The following is a 14,587-nucleotide window of genomic DNA, read 5'->3' as shown; positions in this document are numbered from 1 at the left end:
ATGTCGTTGCCGCAGCACCTCGTCGGCTTCGGCGACGAGCTGCGCCGTGAGGGGGTCGCGATCGGCACCTCCGAGCTCAACGACGCGTTCGCCGCGCTCGGTGAGGTCGGCTGGACCGCCCCCGGGCCGTTCCGCGAGGCGCTCGCGGCGACGCTGGCGAAGTCCCCGGACGACCGCCGCGTCTTCGACCTCGTCTTCGATCGCTACTTCTTCCGTGCCGCGGAGGGCGCCGCGCTGCAGGCCGGCATCCGCGAGAGCGAGGCGGCCGCCGAGGGCATGGGCGGCGAGCAGGGCGACCGGATCGACTACGAGGCGCTGCGGGAGCAGATCCTCGAGGCGATCGCGGCCGGCGACGAGGCCGCGCTGCGCGATCTCGCCCGGCTGGCGATCGCGGCCTTCGGGCGCCAGGGCCAGGGCTCCGGCGTGCTCGGCGTCGACGTCCAGCGCATCCGCCGCGCGCTGGGCCTGAAGTCCGAGCCCGGCCAGATGGTCAAGGGCGAAGGCTCGTCCGTCGAGTATCCGCTGAGCCGCGACCAGATCCGCAAGTTCGAGCAGTACCTGCGCCGGGAGCTCGAGCGCGCGCAGATCGAGCGCACCCAGACGCTGCCCGCCGCGCGGCCGTTGAACGAGCTGGACCGCGCGCTGCCGTCCGGCCCCGCGCAGGACCTGGCCGCCGTGCACCGCGTCGTGATGCAGCTCAAGCGCCGGCTGGCCTCGCAGGGCCACCAGGCGCGCGGGCACGCGCGGCACGCCCACGTCGACGTGCGCCGGACCATGCGGGCGTCGCTGGAGACCGGCGGCGTGCCGGTGGTGCTCAAGTACAAGCCGAAGCGGCCCCGCCGCCCCGAGCTCTATGTGTTGTGCGACGTCTCGACCTCAGTGACGAGCGCGTCCGTCTTCTTCCTGAGCGTGCTCCACGCGCTGCACGACTCGTTCCGCAAGATGCGCTCCTTCGTCTTCGTCGAGCGCATCTCCGAGGTCACCGACGTCTTCAGCCGCGAGCGGGACTTCAAGGCCGTCAACGAAGCCATCTCCAAGGACGCCGGCGTGGCGGATGTGAGCGGCTACACCGACTACGGCCGCGTCTGGCGCGAGTTCCTCGAGTCCGTCGAGGACGACCTGCATCCGCGCGCCACGGTGATCGTCCTCGGCGACGCCCGCACCAACGGCCGCGACCCCCGCGCCGACATCTTCGCCCGCGTGTCCGAGCGCGCCGGCCGCACCTTCTGGCTGAACCCGGAGCCGAAGCTCTACTGGAACTACGGCGACTCCGTGATCTCCGCCTACGAGCCCTACTGCGAGGCCTACGAGTGCTGGACGACCCCCCAGCTCGAGACCTTCGTGAAGGCGCTCACGCGGCCGATGCATGCCTAGCGCCGTCCTCTTCGACCTCGACGGCGTGCTCGTCGCCTCGGCGCCCGTCGTCGAGGCCTCCTGGAACCGCTGGGCCGAGGAGCGCGACGTCGACTGGGACGCGCTGCTGCCGGTCCTGCACGGCCGGCCCGGGCGGGAGCTCGTGCACGAGTTCGCGCCGCACCTGGACGCCGACCACGAGGTCGCGACGATCACCGCGTACGAGATGGCCGAGGAGGCGCGGCTGACCGCCGTCCCGGGCGCGCGCGAGGCGATCGAGGCCGCGCCGCGCTGGGCGATCGCCACCTCCGGCGGGCGCGAGCTGGCACTCGGGCGGCTCAACGCCGTCGGCCATCCGATCCCGGACGTGCTCGTCTCCGCCGACGACATCACGCGCGGGAAGCCCGACCCCGAGCCGTACCTGAAGGCCGCTCAGCGGCTCGGCGTCGCGCCCGAGGACTGCCTCGTGATCGAGGACGCGCCCGCGGGGATCGCGGCGGGCAAGGCCGCCGGGATGCGCGTGGTCGCGCTGACGACCTCGCACGGCGCGGAAGCGCTGCACGAGGCCGACGCGGTCTACGGCTCGATGGACGAGCTCAGGCGCGCCGAGCTCTGAACGCGTGCACGGGCGCGGAGAAGCCCTTGAGCTTCTTCTTGCCCGCGTCGGAGAACTCAAAGGGCGCGCCGTCGATCCCGTCGCGCACTTCGGCCGAGACAAGCACCGTCGACGGGCGGGCCCGCGCGGTCAGGCGGCTCGCCAGGTTCACGGGCGTGCCGAACCAGTCGCCCCAGCGGTGCACGGCCTGACCGCACGCCACGCCCGCCCGCAGCGGCGGGTAGCCGGCGTCGCGCTCGGCGATCTCCACCAGCCGCAGCGTGCTCTCGACCATCGGCCCGGGCTCGGGCGAGACGAGCATCACCGCGTCGCCGATCAGCTTCACGAGCTTCACGGACGGCTCGAGCGCCTCACCCGCCAGGTGCGAGAGGCGCCCGGCGACGCTGCCGAGCTCCTCTACCGGCAGCTGCTCGCCCAGCTCGGTGAAGCCGACGAGGTCCGCGAACGCGACGACGGCCTGCTGGGTGTCGTCGACCTTGCCGGAGCGCCGCTGCTCCTGCGTGATCGCGTCGCTGCGCAGCACCTGCTGCAAGTGGAGCGCGAACACGTGCTCCAGCCACGGGCCGGCAAGCGGCATCAGTTGCTCTGCCACGACCCGGTAGCGGTGCGCGAGCTCGTACTCGTCCAGCCCCGGCTCCAGGAACGTGCGCGCGACGAGCGCCTTGGTGGACTCCGCGTAGCGCGCCATGCCCTGGCCGAGCACGCGGGCGACCTCCAGCGCGTCCTCGTCGGCGAAGCCCGCCTGCCGGTGCGCGGTGCCCAGCCGCGCGGCCTCGAGGTCCTTCTCGCCGTACACGCGCTCCTCGTCGCCGGGCACGGGCAACCCGAGCGCGCGCCGGCTGGCGGTGAACATCTCGAGCTCGATGTTCGCCTGCTCGGCGATCTCCCCGGCGGTGTAGCGCGCCTCCGAGCTCAGCGCGCGAGCGACCGGCGCGAGCACGAGCTTGTCCTCGGCGACCACGCGCCGTAGCTCCTCCAGGCCCATCCCCTGCGTGTGCAGCTCGTCGAGCAGGCGGCGCCGCGCATCCCGCGCGCGGTCGTCCTCGAGGCCCTCTAAGAGTCCTTCGGCGTCCCAGTCCATCAGAGCGGGACGGTACCTCTCATGCGCCGTCGATGACGCTGGATGGCCCGATCTGGCGGATCCGGGTCCCGTCGGAGGTGATCACGAACCGCGTCCAGACGGCGACGTCGATCCGCGCCGGCTCCTGGAAGCGATTGCGCGCGCGGGCGTGCGTGACGCCCCGGACGTAGAGCACGGACGGCTCGCCGAGGTCGGCCACGACCGCGTCCAGCGTGGCGTGCGCGTTGTCGTAGGCGGCCTCGAACCACTGGGACTGCGAGCGCAGGTGCTTGGCCTTGCGGGCCTTGCCGTCCTGGTCGATCCAGACGAAGTCGGGCGCGAGCATCGTCGCGGTCACCGACCAGTCGTGCGCGGCGTAGAAGCGCTCGATCAACGGGCTCTCGACCGGGACGGCGTGCTCGGGCGGGAGCATCAAGCGGACTGGATGACGCTGGAGGGCCCGAGCTCGCGCACCTGCGTACCGTCGGCGGTCAGGACGACGCGCGACCAGGCGCGCACGTCGAGCGCCGGCGAGCCGTCCCGCGGGCGTCCACGCGAGTGGTCACGCACGTAGAGGACGTCCGGCGCGGCCGGGTCGGACACGATCGTCTCGATCTCCGCCTGCAGGTCCTCGTAGGCGTCCGCCATCAGCTCGTTCGTGCGCCGCAGCGCCTCGAGGCCCGCGCGGCCGGTCGGGCCGACCAGCACGAAGTCGTCGGCGAGCATCGGGCGCGTGCGCTCCCACTCACGCGTGGTGTAGAGCCGGTGGACGAGCTCGCACTCGACCTCGACCGCGGTCGCCGGCGGCAGCGCCACGACGGTCTCCATCCACGCGAACGCGTCGCGCACGTCCTCCGGGCGCATCAGGCGACGCTGACCACGGCGGTGCACTCGACCTGGCGCACCTGCTGGCCGTCGGGGGTGAGCACGTAGCGTGACCACGTCGTGGCGTCGAGGTCCGGCCCGCGGTGCGGCCGGCCGACCAGCCGCTCCCGCGCATGGAACACGTCCGGCTCGTGCGGGTCCGCGTAAAGCTCCTCGATCTGGTTCTCGATCTGCGAGAAGGCGGACTCGTAGACCGCCAGCGAGCGCTTGTAGATGCTCTGGTTGAAGCGGCGGCCGCGCACGTCGACCATCGTGAAGTCCGACGTGATCAGCGGGCGGGCCACCTCCCAGTCGAACGTGGCGTTCAGGCGCCGGATCAGCTGGTTGTCCGCGGGCTGCGCGCCGGCGGGCGCGGTCGCCGTGGGATCGACGTGGCGCAGCAGCGCCTTGCGCACGGCGTGAGCCGCCGCGTGCCGAAGGTAGAGCTTGCACCCCACGAACCACGCCAGGAAGGGGACCGTCACCAGCGCAATGGCGATGGGCGGGGCGTCGAGCGTGATCAGGACGACGCCGAACACGACGCCGACCGCGCCACCGATGAGCAGGGCCACTTTGTTGGACATCGCGGGCGATCCTATGCGGGCGGTACGCTCTCGTGGCAGTTTTTGTTGAACAGGGGGGCTGGGAGGAACGCCCGGCTGAGATAGCGCCCCGCTCCGGCGCTGACCCTTCGAACCTGGTCGGGGTAATGCCCGCGGAGGGAGCGAATGGTGGCTGAGGTCGAGGCTCTGTCAGGGCCTCTTCGCGTAGGGACGGGAGTGTCGGTGTCCGGCGTGCGCAAGGCGTACGGGGACGTTGTGGCGCTCGACGGCGTAGACCTGCGGGTGGCCGCGGGTGAGCTCGTCGCGGTCGTGGGGCCGAGCGGGTGCGGCAAGTCGACCCTGCTGTCGCTGGTGTGCGGGCTCGAACCCGCCGACGCCGGGACGGTCGAGGCGCCCGCGGCGGCGCTGATGCCCCAACGCGACGGGCTGCTGCCGTGGCTGAGCGCGCTGGACAACGCGGCGCTCGCGCTGCGCGTGGCAGGCGCGTCGAAGGCCGCGGCACGCGAGGCCGCCCACGCGCACTTCGTGCGGTTCGGGCTGGAGGGCTTCGAGAAGGCGCGGCCGGCGACGCTGTCGGGCGGGATGCGCCAGCGCGTCGCGTTCCTGCGCACGCTGCTCGCCGGCCGGCCGCTGCTGTGCCTGGACGAGCCGTTCGGCGCGCTCGACGCGCTCACGCGCACGCAGGCGCAGACGTGGCTCGCCGAAGCGCTCGCGCGCGAGCCGCGGACGGTGCTGCTGGTGACGCACGACGTGGAGGAGGCGGTGTTGCTGGCCGACCGGGTCGTGCTGCTCTCCCAGCGGCCGGGGCGCGTGGTGTCGGTGCTGGACGTGCCCCTCGCGCGCCCGCGTGCGCGCACGGAACAAGCGGTGGTCGAGCTGCGGGAGCGAGCGCTCGCCGCGCTCGGGGTGGCCGAGTGATCCCGCCGCTCATCGTCCTCGCCGTGCTGATCGGCGGCTGGGAGCTCATCTGCCAGGCCGGCTGGGTGGACCCGCTGCTGCTGCCCGCGCCGAGCGCCGTGGCCACCTCGCTGTGGGAGGACCGGGCGATCCTCGGGCCCGACCTCGCGGTCACCACCCAGGAGGTCGTGTTCGGCCTGCTCGCCGCGCTCGTGCTCGGGATCGTCCTCGCGGTCGCGATGCACCTCGTGCCCATGCTCGACCGGGCGCTGCGTCCGCTCGTGGTGGGCTCGCAGGCCGTGCCGATCCCGGTGCTCGCGCCACTGATCGTGTTCGCGCTCGGCTTCGGGCTCGCGCCCAAGATCGTCGTCGTGGCGCTGATCTGCTTCTTCCCCGTCGTCGTCAACGTCGCCGACGGGCTACGCGACGTCGACCCCGACGCGCGCCGGGTGCTCAACGCCCTCGGCACCTCCCGCTGGCAGCGGCTGCGCTTCCTCGAGGCGCCGTCCGCCCTGCCCGCCGGGTTCACCGGGCTCCGGATCGCGGCCGCCGTGGCCGTGATCGGCGCGGTGCTGGCCGAGACCGCGGGCTCCACCGCGGGCCTCGGGCACCTCATCATCACCGCCAACGCCCAACTCGCAAGCGCGCGCGTCTTCGCCGCCACCGCGTTGCTGGTCTTCGAAGCCGTCGCTCTCTACGTGCTGTTCAGCGCGCTGGAGCGGCGGGTTGTCTCCTGGTCGCCAAGGACGGTCTCATGAAACGTTTGTTGTTGCTCGCCGCGCTCGCGGTGACGGTTGCCGGATGCGGCGAGAAGGCCGAGCCGACCGGCTCCGAGCTGCCGCGCCAGGAGCCGTTCACCGTGATGCTCGACTACTTCCCGAACGCCGATCACGCCGGCCTGTACGCCGCGCTCGACGCGGGGCTGTACCAACGGGCCGGGCTGGACGTCAAGCTCCAGGCGCCGCCGGACCCGTCCGCGCCGCTGAAGCTGCTTGCCGCGGGCAAGGCCGACCTGGCGATCTCCTACACGCCCGAGCTGCTGCTCGCGCGCGACAGCGGCCAGGAAGACATCGTCTCCGTCGGCGCGCTGGTCCAGAAGCCGCTGACGTCGCTGATCGCGCTGCCGAGCGGCGGCGTGAAGACGGCGAAGGACCTCGCGGGCAAGAACGTCGCGACGTCCGGCATCCCGTACCAGAGCGCGTACCTGAAGACGATCCTGGCGAACGCCGACGTGGACCCGACCTCCGTGAAGGAGATCAACGTCGGCTTCAACCTCACGCAGGCGATGCTGTCCAAGAAGGCCGACGCCTCGCTCGGCTCGTTCTGGAACTACGAGGGTGTGGACCTACAACGCCGCGACGAGGACCCGACGATCCTGCGCATGGAGGACATCGGGGTGCCGACCTACAACGAGCTGATCTTCGTCGCGCGCCGCCAGGACCTGGACGAGGCCGGCGCCGCCCGGCTGCGGCGCTTCCTCAGCGCGACGGCCGCCGGGCACCGACTGCTCAAGCAGAACCCCAAGGCGGGCGTGGACGCGCTGCTCAAGGCCGACAAGGGGCTGGATGCCGGGCTCCAGGAGGCGGCGATCAAGGCAACACTGCCCGTCTTCTTCCCGGTGCCGCCCGACCCGGAGGACCGCGCCGCGCCGACGACGATCACCCCGCCGGCCAACGTGAAGGATCTGCCCTGGGGCTGGCAGGAGCCGATCGTGTGGGCGAACTACGAGCGCTGGATGCGCAGCGAGAACCTGCTCACGCGGCCGCCGTCCGAGGCGAGCCCGCTGACCAACGAGTTCCTGCCCGGCGAGGGGCTGGCAGAGTCCTCGCGGGACCGCTGAGGTACTGGGCGGCCATCCCCGCGTACGGCGCGTAGGCGGAGAAGAACCCGCGCACCTCGTCCTCGTCGGCGATGGCGCGCGGGTTGCCCGTCTGCAGCCGGCCGACCAGCTTGAGGTAGCCGAGGTCTCCGGCGGGAACCACGTCGAGGCGCCCGAGCCCGTGCAGGGCGAGCATCTCGACCGTCCACGTCCCGATCTCGGGGATCGCCAGCAACCGGGCGAAGTCCGCCCCGTGGGCCCCGGCGACGAGCGCGGCCCGCGGGCCGTCGGCCAGCCGGGCGGTGCGCGCGGGCGTGGCCGTCGCCGCGGGCGCTCCTTCCGCCCGGCGCGCGAGCGCGACCCTTCCCGCGGCGACTTCGCGCGCGGCCCGGCGCAGCGCCAGCGTGCGCTTCGGCGCGAGCCCGCACGCGTCGATCTCCGCCGGGGCGAGGCCCGCGACGGTCTCGGCTTCCGGCGAGTCTCGCAACAGGCCGTGGCGGCGCCCGTGGGCGGCCACGAGGCGGCGCTGGATCGCGTTGGCGCGGACGACCTCGATCAGCTGCTCGGTGATCGCCCACGCGAGCGACTCGAACGCCGTCGGGTTGCGTCGCACGCGCAGCCACGGCCGCGCGCGGATCGCGCGACCGAGCACCGGGTCGTCGCGGAAGCGGGCGTGGAACTCTGCGAGGTCGTCGTCTATGCCCGTCGCGAAGCGCATCCGCGCGATGCCCTCGCGCGCGGACGCCTCATCCACCGCGCGGGCCGCGAACACCGTGCCCGACACGGCGACGAGCACCGGCGCCCCGTCCACGTGCAGCAGCCGGATGAGCCCGTTCCCGCGGCGGCGCGTGAGGCCGTCCAGCGAAGGCGGCCCGAGCCGGAAGTGCGGCCAGCGCGGCTCCACGACCTCCCGCACGAGCACGGGCAGCGCCGCGGGCGACGCGCTCTGACGGCGAGCACGGACGGGCGCGGCGCCCCGTCCGGCGTGCGCGGCCGGCTGCAACACGACTAGTTGCGGCGGAGCAGGTGGACGTCGATGAGGAACGAGTTCGAGCCGACGATCTCACCGAGTGGGCCCGACTTGCGCTTCTTCGCCGCCTTCTTGGAGCGGTGACGCTTGACGACGGCGACCGTCGCGGCGCCCGCGACAAAACCCGTTGCTGCCAGTGCGGCGGCCTGCACGCCGGGCACGGAGAGCGCGCCCGCGGGAGCCGGTTCCTGCACTACGCCGGCGTCCGTGACGACCGGCAGGCCGTCGACGACCTCGCCCTCAGCGACTTCTCCGTCTTCCTCAACCACGAAGGAGAGACACTACCGTCCCCGGCGGACATGCATCGTGCCAAACACGCGATCCCAGTACGGGGCGCTGATGCCGAAGCCGCGCTCGTCGTCCTGGAAGTGATGACGCATATGCAGCTCCCGCAGCCACTTTCCGAAGCGGGACTTCGGCGTGTGGTGGTGCAGGGCGTAGTGGATCATGTCGTAAGCGAGGTAACCGCCGAGGAAGCCGGCGCCGAAGGCGAACGCGCGGTCCGCGCCCAGCACGAACCAGAAGAGCGCGTAGAAGATCAGCGCCAGCGGCACCGAGGCGCCCGGCGGCATCACGAGCCGCAGCGGGTCGTTCGGATGGTCGTGATGGACGCCGTGGACCATCCAGTGCAGGCGTGCACCGACGCCCGACTCGGGCTCGAAGTGGAACACCACGCGGTGGATCCAGTACTCGGCGAGCGTCCAGAAGAAGTAGCCGCCGACCACGAAGCCGAGCGAGCGGAAGAGCCCGAGGCGATCGACGCCGAACGCGAAGAGCACGACGATCGCGGGCAGGAAGATCACGATCGGGACGAAGTGATGGACACGGGTGAACTTGTCCAACAGCCCCGACTTGAACATCGGCGGAGAGGCCTTCAAGAACTCCGAACGATCCATAAGGGGAACCTTACAAGGCCCGTTCGTAGACCCGGAAACGCCGCACGACGCGGCCGCCCATCGCCTCCATCGCCTTGTTCATGTTGTGGTTGGACTCCAGGATCCAGCCCATCTCGCCCCACTTCTGCGGCGTGCGCGAGGCGGTGTCGAAGTGCTCGACGTACAGCGCCGCGGCCACGCCCGTGTGCTGGTAGGCGTGCTTGACGCCGAGGAAGCCGACTCGAACCCGGTCGATGATCCACTTCTTGCGCAGGAAGTGGAACCAGCCGAAGGGCAGCAGGCGGCCCTTCATCTTCACCAGCACCTGGTTGATGTCCGGCACCGTGATCGCGACCGCGGCGGTCTCGCCCTCCTCGGTCTCGGCGACCATGTACCAGTTGCGGTCGAAGACGAGCTGGTGCTCCTGGGCGTAGGCGTCCAGGTCGGGCTTCGTGTACGGCACGAAGCCCCAGTTGTCGCTCCAGGCCTCGTTGTAGACGGCCGCGAAGGCGTCCATGTCGCGCCGCAGCGAGCGCCGCGACATGCGCCGGATCGTGATCTTGTGCCGCTTCTGGACGCGCTCGGCGAGCTTGAAGACGACCGGCAGGATCTTCGAGCGGTCGGAGATCACGAGCTCGTACATGAAGAGGTCCACGGCCTTCTCGAGCCCCGCCTCCTCGCACCGGACCCCGTAGTACGGCGGGTGCCAGGGCTGCTTGACGAACGGCATCCGCTCGAAGCCGTCGACCATCACGCCGCACTCGTCGTTCATCGTGAAGTCCATCGGGCCGATCATCCGGTCGCGGCCCTGGGCCCGCAGCCACGAGGCGGCGGCCTCCAGCAGCGGCGCGACGATGTCCGGCGCGTCCTCGAACTCCAGGAAGCCGAACATGCCCGTCAGGTCTTCGTGCTGGGCGTTGTAGAGCTCGTCGAACTGGGCGCTGATGCGACCGACGACGCGGCCGTCGCGCCAGGCGAGGAACAGCTGCGCGTCACCGTGCTTGAACAGCGGGTTCTGCGAGCGCAGCAGGAAGATGTGCCGCTCCAGACGCAACGGGGGCACCCACACCGGAGAGTTAGAGTGCAGCCGGTACGGGAGCTCGACGAACTCCCGGCGGTCTCGCCAAGAGGAGACCGGACGGACGACCACGCTCACGGAGGCGGACCCTAGCAATGCCGACAGCCATCGATGTCTTCGCGAAGGTCCGGGGGCACGAGCGCGCCGAGCAGCTGCGCGCCGCCCGCGAGGCCGACCTGCTGCCCTACTTCAGGCGCCTCGAAGGCCCTGCGGGGCCGATCGTGGAGATGGAGGGCGCCGAGCGGATCATGCTCGGCTCCAACAACTACCTCGGCCTCACCGCCGACCCGCGCGTGCAGGCCGCGGCCCGGGACGCGCTCGACAAGTACGGCACGGGCCTGACCGGCTCGCGCCTGCTCAACGGCACCCTCGACCTGCACCTGGAGCTGGAGGCCGAGCTCGCGGAGTGGATGGGCACCGAGGAGGCGATCGTCTTCTCGACCGGCCACCAGGCCAACGTCGGCACGCTCGGCACGATCCTCGGCCCGGGCGACACGGTGATCGTCGACAGCGCCGACCACGCCTCGATCCTCGACGGCTGCCTGATCTCCAAGGCCAAGCTGCGCCCGTTCAAGCACGGGCGCCTGGATCGCCTGGAGAAGATGCTCGGACGCGCCGTGGAGGACGGTGGCGGCGTCCTGGTGGTCGTCGACGGCGTCTTCTCCATGGAGGGCGACATCGCGCCGCTCCCGCGGATCGTCGAGCTGTGCAAGGCCTACGGCGCACGGCTGATGGTCGACGAGGCGCACGGGGCCGGCGTGCTCGGGGCGCGCGGTGCGGGCGTCTCGGAGCTGTTCGGCGTCGAGGCCGACGTGGACCTGCGCATGGGCACGTTCAGCAAGTCCCTCGCGTCGTGCGGCGGCTTCATCGCCGGCTCGCACGAGGTGATCGACTTCCTGCGCGTCTCCTCGCGAGCGTTCCTGTTCACGGCGTCGGGCGTGCCGGCGGCGGTCGGCGCCGCGCTGGCCGCGCTGCGGATCATCCGCTCCGACGAGGGCCCGGAGCTGCTGTCACGCGTGCTTGACAACGGCGAGTACCTGAGCCGCGGCCTGGAGTCGCTGGGGTTCCGGGTGGTGCGGGGCGAGCCGGCGATCACGCCGATCGTGCCCGTCCTCGTCGAGGACGACTGGAAGGCCGTGCTGCTCTGGCGCGCGCTCTACGACGCCGGCGTGTACGTCAACGTCGCCATCCATCCGGCCGTCCCGCCCGGCGGCGCGCTGCTGCGGACGAGCGTCATGGCCACCCACGACAAGGCCGTGCTCGACCGAGCGCTGGACGCGTTCGAAAACGTCAAGCAGAAATTCGAATCCGAGCATGGCGCGCTGCCCGCACCAGGCGCATAGCACATTCACCGGACGGTTACATCGCGACTAAAAACCATGCTCTTTGCTGATTTTGAGGGTGGTTGAGCGTTGCCGGATCGGGTGCAGCGCGGCTAGCCTGCTGACTCGGTTGGATGCTGCACGCGGGGCCCGTTGATCGGGACACTCAACGGGCCGACGAGGTCGGGCGACGCTGTCGGGCGTTGTCAGACTGGTCTGCGCGCGCGATCGACCGAACGTACGTAAAACGAATGGACGCCTGCTGAATCGCGGCGGGCGGACTACTAGCGGGGAGGTTCGATGGGAACATCTGCGATAGCCCCTGCGCCGCCGCAGCACATGCGGGCGCTGGAGCAGGCCAACCGTGTGCGCCTGGCGCGCGCCGAGCTCAAGCGCCAGGTGGCGGATGGTGAGGCGACGGTTGCCGGAATCGTGCTCGAGTGCCCGTGGGAGGCCGAGAGCATGAACATCGCGGATCTGCTGATGAGCCAGCATCGCTGGGGGCGCTCGCGCTGCCGGCGGTTCCTGACCTCGATCTCGATGCTCGAGACCAAGACCATCGGCTCGATGACCGAGCGTCAGCGCAAAGAGCTGGCCGGTCGCCTCACGGGCGACCAGGACCGCATGGCGGCCTAGGAAGGTTGCGGTGTCGGCGAGCTCGTCCGTTACGCGGACGGCCCGCCGGCACCGAAGCCGGGCCCGGCGGTGGCGATCTCCACGACGTGGCCGTCGGGATCGCGGATGTAGATCGAGCGGAACGAGCCACGGTCGAGCACGTCGGTGCAGTCGACGTCGCGTTCGCGCAGATAGTCGCGCCACGCCTCCTGCTCGTCGCTCGTCTCCACGCGGAGCGCGAAGTGATGCGTCGAGCCCGTGCCCACGACGCCCTCGGGCAGGCTGGCGTACTCCATGAAGCTCAGGTAGCTGCCGTCGCCGGCGTCGACCCACACGTGGCGGGCATCCGGGTCGTCATCCGAAACGGCGTCGTGCACGATCGGCAGGCCGAGCGTGTCGCGGTAGAACGCGATGGTGCGCTCGATGTCGCTGCTGATGGCGGTGACGTGGTGCAACCCACGCAGCCGCATGCGCTTGTCGTCCGACACGCGGCGGAAGGATAGGCGCTTCGTTTACGCGGGCACGCGCTGCTTGTGCTCCCAGACGCGTCTGAGGGCGACGAACGCCACCAGGAAGACGCCCAGCATCACGGGCACGATCACGTACAGCGGGGCGTGCGCGAGGCCGATGATCGCGGCGGTCGCGACCGCCGGGAACGCCGCCAGCACGAGCGCGTGCGACCGGTAGCCGGCGAAGTGCTCGCGGAGGCTGGTGTCCAGCCCGCCGAGCGCGCCGAGGGCGACGCCCAGCGCGAGCAGCACGCGACCACCCGTCTCGTCGGTGCGGAAGAGCCCGAGGACGATGCAGACGATCCCGATCAGGACGCTGATCTCGACCAGCGGGAACGGATGCCAGGGCGCGTTGACCCGGTCCGGACGCTCGTCGACGCGCCGCGGCGGCCGCGGCGGCACCTGCGGCGCGGTCGCCTTCGAGCGGGCCCGGCGCTTGCTCTTGTTGTGCCGGCTCACGCGGTCGTTGATCGTATCCTCAGCGTCGTGGCGCGCAACGATCCGACGGACACGGGCGGGCTCTTCATCGGGCGCCGTCCGGGTACCGGGCCGCTGCACTACCGCGGCGATCCTCAGCGCGGCGGCGCCGGTCGCCGGCGGTTGGACGGGCTGCTCGCGTTCCTCGTGCTCGTGGTCGAGACGCTGCTGTGCCTGTCGGTGTGGGGACCGCAGCCGGTGGCCTGGCTGTGGATCGCGTCGCAGGTCTCCTACCACGCCGACAACGACTTCCTCGGGATCGTCGTCGCGTTCTTCGGGATCCTGGCGTCGCTGCTGGTGACGCTGGCGCTGGCCAATCGCCTGGATCGCGTGTGGCGACTGCTGCGCCGTGCCGCCGGTCACGACCAGCGCGAGGGGCTGGTGGCCCGGATCTTCGCCGTCACCGCCGTGGTCGCGCTGATCGCCTTCGGCGTCTGGTTCCTCGTGCTCGAAGGTCCGGCGCCCTCGCTCGCGCCCGGCTGATGCGCAAGCTCTTCGGCTACTACCGGCAGTTCGACGAGCTCTCCCCGGACGAGGTCTCCGCCGAGCTGCGCGCCCGGCGCGACGACGAGCGGGCGCGCGACGTGGTCGAGCAACCGGCCTTGGACCTGAGCGGAGCGGCCTGGCACGGCCCGCCGCATCCGGAGATCGTCAACGCCGCGACGTTCGCGTTGCGCCGCGCGGTCAACGAGTACCCGGACGTGGGGCCGCTGCGGCAGGCGATCGCCGCCTCGCACGACGTGGATCCCGCGCGGGTCGTCGTCGGCCACGGCGCGAGCGAGCTCCTGCGCGCCGCGGTGCGCGCGGTCGCGACGGGCGAGGTCGCGCTGGTCTGGCCCGGCTGGCAGTGGCTGCCGGCGCTCGTCGAGGAGGCGGGCGCGCGACCCGTACCGGTCGAGCGCGCGGAGCCGGGCCGCACGACGGTCCTCACGCGTCCCGCGGACCCGACCGGCGCCGTCGCCGCGCTCGAGCCGGGCGACGACTGGCTGATCGTCGACGAGGCGCTCGCCGACTTCCTCCCGGGCGGCGCGGAGATCGTGGACCACCCGCGCGTGATCCAGGTCCGCTCGTTCTCGAAGGCGCACGCGATGGCCGGCTTCCGAGTGGGCTACGCGATCGTCGGCACGGGCGTCGAGTTGCCCCTGGCGCCCGTGCTCGGCGTGGGCGCGGCCGCCGTCGCGGGCGCGCTCTGGGCGGTGGAGAACGGCGCGCCCGGCGTGGCCCGCCGACGCGAGCAGGTCGAGCGCGAACGCGCGCGTTTGGTCGACGCGTTGGGCCCACGGGTCGTCGACGGTGTCGGTCCCTACGTCTGGCTCGAAGCAAACGCCGAAGCGCTGGCCGCGGCGCGCATCTACGTCGCGCCGGGCAGCGCATGGGGCTCAGACCGCCACGTCCGCGTGACTTTGCGCGACGAGGCCGCGACGACGCGGCTGCTCGCGGCCCTGGGCGCCGCGTAGTCGCGCCGCGCCTGGCGGGCCGCGCGCGCCGGGCCGGGCAAGTCGGAGGCCA

The 14,587-nt window shown here is 71.7% G+C and carries 19 protein-coding genes and 1 riboswitch; of the genes, 9 read left to right on the top strand and 10 right to left on the bottom strand.

The features are described 5' to 3' along the window. Together OJ997_RS19840 and OJ997_RS19835 are read left to right on the top strand one after the other, a co-directional pair. Positions 1-1,374 (top strand): vWA domain-containing protein, encoded by a 1,374-nt coding sequence (locus OJ997_RS19840; RefSeq protein ID WP_270026949.1) that lies wholly within the window; start codon positions 1-3, stop codon positions 1,372-1,374. After that, positions 1,367-1,969 carry an HAD-IA family hydrolase gene (locus OJ997_RS19835; protein ID WP_270026948.1) on the top strand — a complete coding sequence of 201 codons (603 nt, stop codon included), beginning with the start codon at positions 1,367-1,369 and terminating at the stop codon, positions 1,967-1,969. Before OJ997_RS19840 ends, OJ997_RS19835 begins: the two co-directional genes overlap by 8 nt. On the opposite strand, the gene OJ997_RS19830 is transcribed toward OJ997_RS19835, so the two are convergent. The 4 genes from OJ997_RS19830 to OJ997_RS19815 are packed head-to-tail and all read right to left on the bottom strand — an operon-like array spanning position 1,950 to position 4,477. After that, positions 1,950-3,050: an adenylate/guanylate cyclase domain-containing protein gene (locus OJ997_RS19830; protein WP_270026947.1), complete on the bottom strand. Its 1,101-nt coding sequence runs from the start codon at positions 3,048-3,050 to the stop codon at positions 1,950-1,952. The two genes, OJ997_RS19835 and OJ997_RS19830, sit on opposite strands and share 20 nt — an antisense overlap. Before the next feature lie 19 nt (positions 3,051-3,069). Continuing rightward, positions 3,070-3,462, bottom strand: coding sequence for a nuclear transport factor 2 family protein (locus OJ997_RS19825; RefSeq protein ID WP_270026946.1), 393 nt, complete (start codon positions 3,460-3,462; stop codon positions 3,070-3,072). Beyond that, entirely contained in the window at positions 3,462-3,893 is a 432-nt protein-coding gene (locus OJ997_RS19820) for a nuclear transport factor 2 family protein (protein ID WP_270026945.1), read from the bottom strand. The genes OJ997_RS19825 and OJ997_RS19820 overlap by 1 nt, the downstream gene beginning before the upstream one ends. Further along, the gene (locus OJ997_RS19815; protein ID WP_270026944.1) at positions 3,893-4,477 is read right to left on the bottom strand and encodes a hypothetical protein; all 585 of its coding nucleotides are present in this window, start codon (positions 4,475-4,477) and stop codon (positions 3,893-3,895) included. The genes OJ997_RS19820 and OJ997_RS19815 overlap by 1 nt, the downstream gene beginning before the upstream one ends. A 41-nt stretch (positions 4,478-4,518) precedes the next feature. After that, a riboswitch (TPP riboswitch) is annotated at positions 4,519-4,634 on the top strand. Positions 4,635-4,678: 44 nt separating this feature from the next. Between OJ997_RS19815 and OJ997_RS19810 the strand changes: the two genes are divergently transcribed. From OJ997_RS19810 to OJ997_RS19800, 3 genes are read left to right on the top strand one after another with little or no spacing between them, the layout of a single operon-like run. Continuing rightward, the gene (locus OJ997_RS19810; protein ID WP_270026943.1) at positions 4,679-5,374 is read left to right on the top strand and encodes an ABC transporter ATP-binding protein; all 696 of its coding nucleotides are present in this window, start codon (positions 4,679-4,681) and stop codon (positions 5,372-5,374) included. Next, positions 5,371-6,111 (top strand): ABC transporter permease, encoded by a 741-nt coding sequence (locus OJ997_RS19805; RefSeq protein ID WP_270026942.1) that lies wholly within the window; start codon positions 5,371-5,373, stop codon positions 6,109-6,111. Before OJ997_RS19810 ends, OJ997_RS19805 begins: the two co-directional genes overlap by 4 nt. Beyond that, on the top strand, positions 6,108-7,193 hold the full coding sequence (locus tag OJ997_RS19800; protein ID WP_270026941.1) for an ABC transporter substrate-binding protein: 1,086 nt from the start codon (positions 6,108-6,110) through the stop codon (positions 7,191-7,193). Before OJ997_RS19805 ends, OJ997_RS19800 begins: the two co-directional genes overlap by 4 nt. Here OJ997_RS19800 and OJ997_RS19795 read toward each other — a convergent pair. The 4 genes from OJ997_RS19795 to OJ997_RS19780 are packed head-to-tail and all read right to left on the bottom strand — an operon-like array spanning position 7,108 to position 10,140. Next, on the bottom strand, positions 7,108-8,178 hold the full coding sequence (locus tag OJ997_RS19795; RefSeq protein WP_270026940.1) for a DNA-3-methyladenine glycosylase family protein: 1,071 nt from the start codon (positions 8,176-8,178) through the stop codon (positions 7,108-7,110). The genes OJ997_RS19800 and OJ997_RS19795 overlap by 86 nt on opposite strands. 2 nt (positions 8,179-8,180) lie before the next feature. Next, complete coding sequence (locus OJ997_RS19790; protein WP_270026939.1) at positions 8,181-8,471, bottom strand: hypothetical protein; 291 nt, start codon at positions 8,469-8,471, stop codon at positions 8,181-8,183. A gap of 12 nt (positions 8,472-8,483) precedes the next feature. Beyond that, a complete protein-coding gene (locus OJ997_RS19785; protein WP_270026938.1) occupies positions 8,484-9,098 on the bottom strand; it encodes a sterol desaturase family protein in 615 nt (204 codons plus the stop codon). Positions 9,099-9,108: 10 nt separating this feature from the next. Continuing rightward, positions 9,109-10,140, bottom strand: a complete 1,032-nt coding sequence (locus tag OJ997_RS19780) for a GNAT family N-acetyltransferase (RefSeq protein ID WP_270026937.1) — start codon at positions 10,138-10,140, stop codon at positions 9,109-9,111. A gap of 110 nt (positions 10,141-10,250) precedes the next feature. Between OJ997_RS19780 and OJ997_RS19775 the strand changes: the two genes are divergently transcribed. Beyond that, the gene (locus OJ997_RS19775; RefSeq protein WP_270026936.1) at positions 10,251-11,498 is read left to right on the top strand and encodes an aminotransferase class I/II-fold pyridoxal phosphate-dependent enzyme; all 1,248 of its coding nucleotides are present in this window, start codon (positions 10,251-10,253) and stop codon (positions 11,496-11,498) included. 318 nt (positions 11,499-11,816) lie between these two features. After that, positions 11,817-12,113, top strand: coding sequence for a hypothetical protein (locus OJ997_RS19770; protein ID WP_270026935.1), 297 nt, complete (start codon positions 11,817-11,819; stop codon positions 12,111-12,113). Positions 12,114-12,142: 29 nt separating this feature from the next. Here the strand turns inward: OJ997_RS19770 and OJ997_RS19765 are convergent, their stop codons facing one another. Then, a complete protein-coding gene (locus OJ997_RS19765) occupies positions 12,143-12,580 on the bottom strand; it encodes a VOC family protein (RefSeq protein WP_270026934.1) in 438 nt (145 codons plus the stop codon). Between the two features lie 24 nt (positions 12,581-12,604). Next, positions 12,605-13,060, bottom strand: coding sequence for a hypothetical protein (locus OJ997_RS19760; RefSeq protein ID WP_270026933.1), 456 nt, complete (start codon positions 13,058-13,060; stop codon positions 12,605-12,607). Positions 13,061-13,087: 27 nt separating this feature from the next. Between OJ997_RS19760 and OJ997_RS19755 the strand changes: the two genes are divergently transcribed. Beyond that, positions 13,088-13,561, top strand: coding sequence for a hypothetical protein (locus OJ997_RS19755; protein ID WP_270026932.1), 474 nt, complete (start codon positions 13,088-13,090; stop codon positions 13,559-13,561). Next, a complete protein-coding gene (locus OJ997_RS19750) occupies positions 13,561-14,535 on the top strand; it encodes an aminotransferase class I/II-fold pyridoxal phosphate-dependent enzyme (protein ID WP_270026931.1) in 975 nt (324 codons plus the stop codon). The genes OJ997_RS19755 and OJ997_RS19750 overlap by 1 nt, the downstream gene beginning before the upstream one ends. Positions 14,536-14,587: the final 52 nt, after the last annotated feature.

Source organism: Solirubrobacter phytolaccae (genome assembly GCF_027587195.1).
Lineage (GTDB): Bacteria > Actinomycetota > Thermoleophilia > Solirubrobacterales > Solirubrobacteraceae > Solirubrobacter > Solirubrobacter phytolaccae.
This window is presented reverse-complemented; position numbering and strand designations above follow the sequence as displayed.

Bases quoted from the DNA above. Each gene is read 5' to 3' on its own strand.
- OJ997_RS19770 (WP_270026935.1), top strand. From the start codon at position 11,817: ATGCGGGCGCTGGAGCAGGCCAACCGTGTGCGCCTGGCGCGCGCCGAG.
- OJ997_RS19840 (WP_270026949.1), top strand. From the start codon at position 1: ATGTCGTTGCCGCAGCACCTCGTCGGCTTCGGCGACGAGCTGCGCCGT.
- OJ997_RS19785 (WP_270026938.1), bottom strand. From the start codon at position 9,098: ATGGATCGTTCGGAGTTCTTGAAGGCCTCTCCGCCGATGTTCAAGTCG.
- OJ997_RS19835 (WP_270026948.1), top strand. From the start codon at position 1,367: ATGCCTAGCGCCGTCCTCTTCGACCTCGACGGCGTGCTCGTCGCCTCG.
- OJ997_RS19750 (WP_270026931.1), top strand. From the start codon at position 13,561: ATGCGCAAGCTCTTCGGCTACTACCGGCAGTTCGACGAGCTCTCCCCG.
- OJ997_RS19820 (WP_270026945.1), bottom strand. From the start codon at position 3,893: ATGCGCCCGGAGGACGTGCGCGACGCGTTCGCGTGGATGGAGACCGTC.
- OJ997_RS19800 (WP_270026941.1), top strand. From the start codon at position 6,108: ATGAAACGTTTGTTGTTGCTCGCCGCGCTCGCGGTGACGGTTGCCGGA.
- OJ997_RS19825 (WP_270026946.1), bottom strand. From the start codon at position 3,462: ATGCTCCCGCCCGAGCACGCCGTCCCGGTCGAGAGCCCGTTGATCGAG.
- OJ997_RS19775 (WP_270026936.1), top strand. From the start codon at position 10,251: ATGCCGACAGCCATCGATGTCTTCGCGAAGGTCCGGGGGCACGAGCGC.
- OJ997_RS19815 (WP_270026944.1), bottom strand. From the start codon at position 4,477: ATGTCCAACAAAGTGGCCCTGCTCATCGGTGGCGCGGTCGGCGTCGTG.
- OJ997_RS19830 (WP_270026947.1), bottom strand. From the start codon at position 3,050: ATGGACTGGGACGCCGAAGGACTCTTAGAGGGCCTCGAGGACGACCGC.